General features: G+C 57.1%; 7 protein-coding genes. 1 reads left to right on the top strand and 6 read right to left on the bottom strand.

All coding sequences use genetic code 11. From position 1 onward, the window contains the following. Positions 1 to 140: 140 nt before the first annotated feature. Entirely contained in the window at positions 141 to 1,616 is a 1,476-nt protein-coding gene (locus tag AC0L2Z_RS02955; RefSeq protein ID WP_287050093.1) for a hypothetical protein, read from the bottom strand. A gap of 149 nt (positions 1,617 to 1,765) precedes the next feature. Here AC0L2Z_RS02955 and AC0L2Z_RS02950 point away from each other — a divergent pair, with 149 nt between their 5' ends. After that, positions 1,766 to 2,008, top strand: a complete 243-nt coding sequence (locus AC0L2Z_RS02950) for a hypothetical protein (protein ID WP_473626603.1) — start codon at positions 1,766 to 1,768, stop codon at positions 2,006 to 2,008. Between the two features lie 71 nt (positions 2,009 to 2,079). Here the strand turns inward: AC0L2Z_RS02950 and AC0L2Z_RS02945 are convergent, their stop codons facing one another. From AC0L2Z_RS02945 to AC0L2Z_RS02925, 5 genes are all read right to left on the bottom strand, one after another. Continuing rightward, on the bottom strand, positions 2,080 to 2,970 hold the full coding sequence (locus AC0L2Z_RS02945; RefSeq protein WP_473626602.1) for a sugar transferase: 891 nt from the start codon (positions 2,968 to 2,970) through the stop codon (positions 2,080 to 2,082). A gap of 415 nt (positions 2,971 to 3,385) precedes the next feature. After that, a complete protein-coding gene (locus AC0L2Z_RS02940) occupies positions 3,386 to 5,329 on the bottom strand; it encodes a GNVR domain-containing protein (RefSeq protein WP_473626637.1) in 1,944 nt (647 codons plus the stop codon). A 59-nt stretch (positions 5,330 to 5,388) separates the two neighbouring features. Beyond that, positions 5,389 to 6,159 (bottom strand): response regulator transcription factor, encoded by a 771-nt coding sequence (locus AC0L2Z_RS02935; protein WP_287050089.1) that lies wholly within the window; start codon positions 6,157 to 6,159, stop codon positions 5,389 to 5,391. 395 nt (positions 6,160 to 6,554) lie between these two features. Next, the gene (locus AC0L2Z_RS02930) at positions 6,555 to 7,274 is read right to left on the bottom strand and encodes a Crp/Fnr family transcriptional regulator (RefSeq protein ID WP_473626601.1); all 720 of its coding nucleotides are present in this window, start codon (positions 7,272 to 7,274) and stop codon (positions 6,555 to 6,557) included. A gap of 1,041 nt (positions 7,275 to 8,315) precedes the next feature. Further along, entirely contained in the window at positions 8,316 to 9,455 is a 1,140-nt protein-coding gene (locus tag AC0L2Z_RS02925) for an acyltransferase family protein (protein ID WP_473626599.1), read from the bottom strand. Positions 9,456 to 9,584: the final 129 nt, after the last annotated feature.

Below are 9,584 nucleotides of genomic sequence, written 5' to 3'. Positions count from 1 at the left end.
AAGGGAATCGCAAAACCGAATTGCAGGAAAACAGCGCTCATAAACCGCCAATCCTGCAATTCCAAAGCCGCTATCCGCCTCAATCAACATGCCAGATCAATGGCTTGCGGATAGTTCACGGTCGACGAGCCTAGATCGCTTTAGGCGCGGCCGGGAACAGTGCCGACCTGCGATTTAATCACCTGTTCGCTGGAATCGCGCGAATGCCGGAGGGTCCTTACAGGAGCCTCAGCAACACTGTCGTCTTCAACAGGCAAGAACCGGCTGACAAGAACGACGGCGAGAGGAATCAAGAAAACGATACCCGGGTCGGCGCCGCCGCTTGCCAGGGATCCAGCCACGAGCGCCGATAAGGCGCAAGCGCGGACACTCGACGCGATCGCGTCGACCTCGGGATCGATGCGACCGCGGCCACCCCGCACCCCCCGCACCAGCATTGCCAACAGAACTGTCATCATCGCGGTGCCGAACAGCCCCAACTGGGAAAGCACCGCGATCGGCCAACTCGAGGCGCGCGAGCTTCCCAACCCGACCCCCAGTCCACCTGTATCGAAGAAAGACTGCAGGCTTTTGTAGTTCCAGTAGCTGCGCTCTTGGCCGGAGGCTGATGTGACTTTGTTGATTACCGTGTTGTCGACAAGCTGCAAGACCGGATCGAAGAAATGTGGATAGAACAGACTGGCGGCCATCGCGGAGAGGAGCAAGGGCGGTAGCAACGCGATAAGCAGTGCCTCCCCCAACCTCAGCCGACCTGAAGCGAGCGACTTCACGATGGAAAAGACAACGGGCACGCTTACGATTGCAAGACCAACGTAGGCGGTCGACGATGTCGACAGCAGCAGGAGAACAAACAGGGCCGCTCCTAACCCCAATGCGAATTTGGATCCGGTCTTGCGCCAATAGGTGTAGGTGAACGCCAGCCCTGCCAGCGATGCCCCACCGAACGACGATGCCTCTGAAAACGCCCCCGCGATCCGCCAGAACCCAGCTTCCGTGACCTGCGTCAGCATGGCGTAGTTGGCCGTACGGATCGGGGCAAGGACGTCGCCGGCACCGAGCACCTTGCCCAGCAAATCCAGGGCGCCCATCAGCACGTGCAAGCTGAACCACAGGAAGAAGCCCCGCCTGATATCCGCTAACGTGCCGCTGCGCCGAAGCAGCAGACAGGCCGCCAGGAACGTCAGCCCTCCCAGAATAAAGTATCCCGCCTGAGAGATATTGGCCGATACCGGCGCCAAGGCCGCTTCGTAGACGCCCCTGCCGGTGCGGGAAGCGACGAAGGCGCTTGTCTGCCCTGCAAAGAGCCTCGGAAATAACAGCGCTCCGATGCAGACATAGATCATCAGCGCGCAGACGATCCATGCGGCACCTATACGAACGAAGACCGCGCCTATTTCTCTCCAGATTCCCCGTCGAGCCAGCGCGGCTACTATCACGAGCATATCAAAGACGGTAAAGATAAGCGGCGATGAACCGCCAAGCGAGGTTATTGTCCCGATTGCCGTCGCACCAAAGGCCAGCGAGGCAATCAGTGCAGTGATCAGCGACCAGCGCATATAAACGACGAGGGCCAGCAGTCCCATGCAAATCAGTGCCCCAACGAGGGAAACCTGCATTTCACACTCCGACCATCAATGATCCAGACCCTGACGGCCCCGCCGGAACCGCTGAGCTGAATGCTTGGCTTCACAAAAACCAGCGACTCTGATTTGCTTAGGATAAGGTTGGTTCTCGCAGCGTAGATTGACCCAGGGAGGAGGTCGCCGTGTTGCTCGCCATTATCGGCGTTGCCGGTTTTGCCCTGACAATAGGGCTTACGTTGCGCGCGCCGGCGCTGATAGTGACGACCTTGGTGGTGATCGTCGGCAGCGTCGCTGTAGGCAGTCTTCTTCACCTGTCTGTTCCAAACACCATCCGCTCGACGTTTTATCTTGTTGTCGTCACCCAAATTGCCTACCTGGTCGGCCTTGCAATTGCCGTGCTGCGGCATCGCCCAAGGGGACAATAGAGTGGGCGACAATCCCTTGTCGGCGAAAATCGCTTGAGGCCGTTTCTGCCGCGCCCCTGACATCGCCAAGGTCAGGAGGTCTGATCGAACTTCATCATGGCCGGTATCGTCCGCATCAGGATCGAAAGATCGAGGCGTAGAGACCATGTCCGAACGTACTGCGTGTCCAGCAATACGCGGTGCGAATACTCAGTTGTGTTTCTCCCGTTTATCTGCCAGAGGCCGGTCAGTCCTGGCCGCGTCTTCAAATATTCATGCGATGCGGCGCCATAGCGTTGCAATTCGTCGGCAACGACAGGACGCGGGCCGACGCAACTCATGTCGCCCCGCAAGATGTTGAACAACTGCGGCAGCTCGTCCAGGCTCGATTTGCGAAGCATCCTTCCGAAAAACAGGATACGCGGATCGCACTTCAGTTTCTGATTGGCTGCCCATTCCTGGGCGGCTTGTGGATTGCAGCTCAGATGCCGTTGGAGCACCTCCTCGGCATTCGGTACCATGGTGCGGAACTTGTAGCAGTCGAAGACCTTTCCGTTGAATCCAATACGGTGGTGAACGAACAGCACCGGACCGCCTGTGGTGGCCTTGATCAGAAGTGGGATAAGAACCAAGATCGGACCGGCCAGAATGAGCGCTGTCGAGGCTACCATCAGATCCAGCAGCCTCTTGGCCCAACCGCCGAGAGGCTGTCGGCTTTCGGTCCGCACATCGTCGTCAATGCTTGCCGTGCGCATATCCGGCTCAAACGGAACGGCGCCATGGTCATGGCTTGCGTTGAGTTGAGGCGACGAAAGGTCTGGCGTGATCGATCGTGCGGCCGCGTCGCTGTCGCGCCGAAGAAGCGATGTCGCGGGGGGCCCGGCTCCGACCGGTAGAGTCCAGCCTTCAACAGCCAGGTCTTCGCACTGCCGCAGGTTGCTTTCGATTACGTTGGACATCTTCCGCTTGCGCTCGATTTTCATACTTATAGCCTGCATCTTGTCGACGACGGATGATCTCCGGCAAGCAAGGAAAAGGTGGTAGAACGGGGGGGTTTGGCAGCGTGGCCTACCCCTTAGTTGCTAGGCCGGGTATGGACGAATGGCTGCTCCGTTCAATGCCTGGCACGATATCGGAATCGATTTTTCGACTCGCGACGCCCCGAAGGGGCGCGGATTCCCTTTGACGGGCAAGTGTCGGATTGACGGGGCGGTGTCGAGACTTGCCGCGGACTCTAAAGCGCGTCGCATTTGAACGGATTCATGCGACGAACTTTAAGTTCTTGTTTTTGATGCATGTCGTTATCGCAAAACCGCTGCGCACCCTCGGTTCAAGCCGGGTTCAAGGCCGAGGGCATGCTTTTTGCGCGCGACGTGCTGCCGAGAGGAGGCCAGGATGTCAGCGCGGCGCTTGACCTGCGCGCTTCCGGTAACGCCGGGCCGAAACAGTACGAACACGTGTCATCAACACGCCAAGGACGGAGGAATTGGTGTTTTTGAGTGTCTGCGTCAGGTCTTCCAGCTGATCAAGCGACGTCACGCCCCACTGCGCCACCACAATCACGCCATCAAGAAGCGGGCAGAGAGCAAGCCCTTCGGCACCGGAACTGAACGGTGGCAGTTCAACAATGACAATACTGTAACTGCCAACTTCGTTCAGCAATTTCTCCATATTATCGGGAATCAGCAAATTCGCCCAATTCGACGCATCGTTCTTCAAATAATAAAACGATGTCTTTTCAATGAATTGGATTTGATTGCTGATGTCTTTAGGGTTGCCGGAATCCCGATCGACCACGGTGAAATCGGAGGAAAAGAGACGCTCGTTGGCCAGTGCCGACTTATCGTCGGCGTTGATCACGAGGGTCGCCGTGCCCGACCCCCCACACAGCGCCGCCAGATTGCTTACAACGGTGCTCTTGCCGTCGCCGGGGGACACGGATGTAATTCCGATGCGACGCCCCGTTGAAGCGTTGGCCCCGGCCAGGCCCATGATCGCCTTGACGCTCCTGAGGCTGCCGCTGAATGAAGAGTCCGGGTTCCTGAGTACCTCGTCAAGCCGGCCAAAACCACCCCGCCTGAAGCTGACCGGCGGCAATTCTCCAATACAGGCCAGGCCCAGTTCGCGACGGATCTGACGCGGGGTCCTCACGTTCCGATCGAGCCCGCGTCGCGCCACGGCGAACCCGATGCCAGCTACCATCCCGGCAAGTGCGCCAAAGGCGAGGATCAGCGTCCTGCGCGGCCGACTTGCCTTCTTGGGGCTCGTCGCGGACGTGATCACGCGAGCATCGGCGATCAGATAAGGCTGTTGGTCGACCGAGTTTGTATATGCCGCGAGCAGACTTTCATACATCTTTCGATAGGTGTCGGCGGTAACCTCCAATTGCTCTAGCGTAATCTGGTGTGTTGGCTTTCCTTCGCTGTGTACGAGGTCCTGTCCGGCGACGGGCGTCTCGTCCTGACCGATGCTGTAGTCGTGTTTTGCGCGAAACTCCTGGGCGACCCGGGTCGCCCTGTTCATCTGATCACCGACCTCCCGCATCCGCCTTTCCAGCCATGCGATGCCTTCGCTAGCCGTTGCTGTTGTCGTTTGAACTTGCTCGCGCACGAACGCTTCTGCTGTGGCGTTTGCGACGCGTGCCGCCAATGCCGGATCGTGAGACTGGAATGTAATGTCCATTGCATAGGAGACACCGACACGCTGGACATCCAGACCATCGCTGAATATCTCCACCGCGCGACGCCGACGCTCGGATTCCAGCTGCGGCCCGTTCACCTCCAAACGATCCGGCCAGGGCAGCACGCTATGGAAGAAATCCGTCAGCGCAGCATTGCCGGCATGGAATCCGCCGGCATCGACGATGCCCATCCAGGCTCTGCGAAACCTCTCGCCGATGGTCGGACCGTCCAGATCCCTGAAGGTTGGATTGTCTAGGAGTCCAAGATCATCGATCACCATCATCGCGATCTTCTGGGAGCGCAGAACTGCAAGTTGGCTCTCGACCTGAGCGGTGTCGAGCGACAGGTTCACTTCGGCCGGTTGCTGCTGAAGGTTTCTGGGTATCTTCGGTTCGATCAGGATCTGGGTGCGCGCCGAATAAATAGGATCTGAGGTAGCAAAGTAGAACGTGGCGCAAACGATTCCGGCGACGACGAACGCAAGAATCGAGAAAAGATACTGCCGAGCAAACGAGACAACGTCAGCGAGGCTGATAAAGTCCTGCGGTGCGTCCGCCCCAAGCCATGGCTTGTGAGCAATTGCCGCCGACGGCCGGTCTAGCATGGCTTCAATCCATATCTGCAACAAAAAGAGCGGCGAACTGCAACGCTCGAGCAGCATCGCCACCGATGGGTCCCGCTACGAGCATGCAGCCGCGCCACTGTTATGATGACAACCGTTTAGCTCGATCGGCCCAACAGGTGGGCGCCAGGAAACATCTCATTGAGCTTGTAGACGACCTCCGTCCTGTTCGTCGCCTTCAGCTTCTTCATGATGTTGCGGATATGGACCTTAACCGTGCTCTCGCGAAGGTTGAGCTCATGAGCGATTATCTTGTTCGCCTTGCCACGCCTGAGAGCCTGGACGACCTCTTCTTGCCGCTCCGTGAACACACTCGCCATGGGCCTTGTCATATCGGCGGTTGTGTCGATTGCCTTGTGCTGGGCAAGCACGCTGCTTGCCGGCACAAATGTGCCGCCGGCAAGGACAAGATTTACGGCTTCAACACAGATCTCGAAACGGATCGATGAAGGGATGTAGGCTTTTGCGCCATAATTCAACGCCTTCAGAATCTGCTCCAGATCGTCGGTATCGGCCAAAATCAACACTGGAACCGGGTGGGCCTCATTCACGAGATCGGCGATTTCGCTGCCGGTCCTTGCATCTGTCACCTTTCGGCTGCCCACGTTCAGCAGAATAGCCGATATCGACAGTGCATTCTCTTGATGCCGCCACTCTTCGATCGAGCCGAACGACAGGATTTCCTTCCCGATGCCATAGGCGGTCAGGCATTGCGCAAGACATTGTCGGTCAAGCACTCGCTCGTCTAGCAGAGCCAGGCAAGATTCGGTCAAGCCATGTCTATGAAGATGTATTCCATTCCCAGCCTTGCGCGATACGAATTCAAGTGCACCGGGTGATTTGCTATCCAGTTGAATTGTCGGAACCATGAACTTACTCCCCAAACTCTACCCAACGTTTCGAGACCAGTACGATATGTACTGCAGGCAAATACTATTTCCCGCAAACGATGATCTGTTCGCGTCGCCTTCACTATAACCTCGGGATTTCCCAAGCCCCACCTTGGACAGCACTACCCCGTCCATAATGTTTATCGCCGAAAAGATGTGCCTTCACTAATTTAGGTTAATGAAAGGTAAAAAATTTTCTATCCCTTCACTTGGCCCTAGCAATTTGGTCTAGGAGGGATGGTAGCCAGAGAACTCACCGACATCGCGTTGTTTGCCAGGCGCGGCGGACCGTCGCTAAAGACAGCGGGCGTCGCCGATGGCAGCGCGGCTTCAGGCGCGTCGCACCGCCTTTGCATCGTGCGCCAAAGTAAGTGTCAACCATCGATATACCTGTCATCGAACTCGGCAAACTTCGTTACGCCCAGCCGATCCAGCACGCGGACGTGACCTTGGCGGAACTCCAGAAACCCGCGTTCCCGTAATTCCCGCAGCATTCGATTGACATGGACCGGCGTCAGGCCGAGCGCGTCCGCGAGGTCATACTGGGTGAGAGGGCATGCAAAGCCAGTGCGGCTGGCAGCGCCGACGCGCTCCAAGCGCGCTCTCAGCTCGAGCAGCAAGTGCGCTGTACGCGCCAAGGCGCTGCGTCGGCCTATATTGGTGAGGTGTTGGGCAACAAGCGCTCGCTGGCGCGCCAGCGTTTCAAGAAAAAGCGAGGCTATGTGGGGCGACTTCGCTGCTCCAAGAGCAAGCGTCTTGGCCGAGGCTTCCAGCACCGCAAGGTCGGTTTGAGCCACAAATGTCTGGAGAGCAGCGCCCGTATACGTCTGTGGCAGGACAATGTCGCCCTTCAGGGCAAAGTCCAAAATCTGTCGCTGTCCCCCGGCAAGGTCATGAGAAATGCAACCCCAGCCAGACTCGATTATATAGACGCGATCGCCGTCCTCCCCCTGATTGACGATAGCGGTCTGCGCCGCATATCGCTTCGGCATGAAGCCTAGCGCCTTGATATACGCCTTATCGTCGCTTTTGACTGCGACTGACGTCGGACGGTTTTCATTCTCACTCAATGAAAGGCTTGTAGCATACGTCATTCGAACCCCGCCAATCCTCCCCTGATACCCTCCCTAAGCAAAAACGTACTCCAGCTTTGACGTGTTGAGTACCCTGCACGGGCTACAACCATTGGGTGATATTGCACTGCACTCTCACAAAAAAGCAAGGATCACACCTGATCGAGCGCAGTAGGACCCGAATTCATCATAAAGCTCGACCGACGTTCTGCACCATCCATTCGAATGGTGAGGTCTCCGGCGGTCGGAAGCGATTGATGGACACCGTGCAACTTTCGACCACGCCACCCTTCCGGATGCTTACGGCTTTCGGCGTGACTGGCTAGCCTACCGACAGCAAGGCCAGGCATTGCTGCTGACTTGCGGTCGCGCTTAAGTTGTCGCGGGCGAACCGGCGGTCGTTCAACATCGGGCGGAACGTGCCGCTACCCCATCCATGCAACCTTCTGATTTCACTCCCAGACAGCACCTAGGGTTCCGCCAGATCGAGCAGCACCGGGTCACTCAAGTGCAACCGCTGCAGGCCAGATGCCTCACAAAGCCGGCAGGTCGCGCTCGGCCCGGTACGAGAATTCCTCAGTGCGGTGACAAGGTTTGAACGGACGAGAGCGTTCATTCACAGATTCGGCCACTTCGGCTCGATGAGTAACGCTGCAGTTTCAGGACCGGAACGCGTCGATTGACCGTCCCTCTTTCGAGCCAAACTGTCTCCGGGTTCAGCCGCGACACAGGCGCGAGTACTCCATTCGCGTTAGCTCTGAAGCCCCGATTGCCTCGCACGTGCGAAGAGACGCTCGCCACGCACCCTGAAGAGGGCGACGCGCTTCAGGGCGAGCGGCCGCCTCAACCGCCCTGTTGCGCTCCATAGGGTTGGTGCTCCCGCCAAGTCGCGGTGGCTCCGGTTGCGGCTTGCGGCCGGATTGGTCCGCCCTGGCGGACCGATAACTCAGGTCACGCCGAAAATGTCGCCTTGCTCGGCCCGTGATTATCGATGTAGTCGCCCGGATCCCCTGCTCACCACGCAAAAACCGTGGGATTTCCTGCCCTCCTCTCGGAGACGCGCTAAACTGCCATTTGATCTCGCTTGGCGTCGGGTCTAGGAAACTCTCGCCTGATGGCGTTTTGAATCCGCTTTTCCAGGGACATGACTGCCATGCTCAAACCCAAAACGCATAGCATAGACAGTACAAAGGCAAGGGGCGTCGAAAAACCTAATGAAAACAACCACCAGACCACAACCATTCCAACCGAGTAATGATTCAGATATACTGGATAGCTAATTCCCCCAATGTATCTCACAACATTCCGGTAGCCTGAAATATTGTATTTAATGAATTCATTATACCTTATTCCTGCTGCCATTGCATACATGCACATCAACCACACAATCACGGCGGCGGTTTTATATGCATAACCGCGTTCAACCGACATAAAAATTTCAGCAGTGCCCATACAGCCAAAAAACAATATCAATATCGTCTTCCCCGCATGTCCCATTTCGCTACGGCCGTCGCCGCCGTTCCTGACAAGAAAGATGATCATGCCGGTCGCGAAGAAAACGCCGTGCTGCAGCAGAAGCAGTTTGAAGGGGAACCGCGAAAGCACTGATATCGCTTCTTCCGGCCGCGTGGACGGCGGCAGCAAGTGCAACCCGGACAGAATGAGAAGGTATACCGAGCTCGAAAACCCTATTATTTTGGCCAGATCATAGAGTGATAAGCGAAACCTCGACAAAATTGACGCGGCTACCAGGAGGTAGAATACGGCCTCGACGACGAGCGACCATACGACCCCGTCGATATAAGGGCCCTTGGGAGACAAGGTTACCGATCTGAAAAAATCCATCAGAAGATGGGAAAAATCCTCGCCATAGAGAGCTCGTGCGGCCAAGCTGACGAGCGCGGACAGCCACAGGGCGGGCAAAATACGCGTAGCGCGCATGCGCGCGAAGCGCAGCGCTTGCGACGCGCCCCCTTCGCCTGCAGCGCTCATGGCAATGACGAACCCGGAAATTACGAAAAAAACTTCGACCCCTACAGCACCCAAACCGGCAAACGCCGACAGAAAACCGAAGGCGACATCGCTTCCCTCGGTGACTGACGCACTGCTCCAGGCGAATGTCGCGAAATGGTTCAGCAGCACCAAGAGCGCTGCAAAAATGCGCAAGAAGTCCATGACGTGGTAGTGGACATTGCGTTCCATATAATGTTTCCGAACCTTGCCAGAGGCCAAGGCCGAATACTATCGTGAAACGGTCAGTACGCCTGCTGCTACATTCGGACATAGCCGAATTGATTAACCGTCGGATATGACCCGTTTCGTGGGCAGATC

Source organism: Mesorhizobium sp. WSM4850 (assembly GCF_055811735.1).
This window is presented reverse-complemented; position numbering and strand designations above follow the sequence as displayed.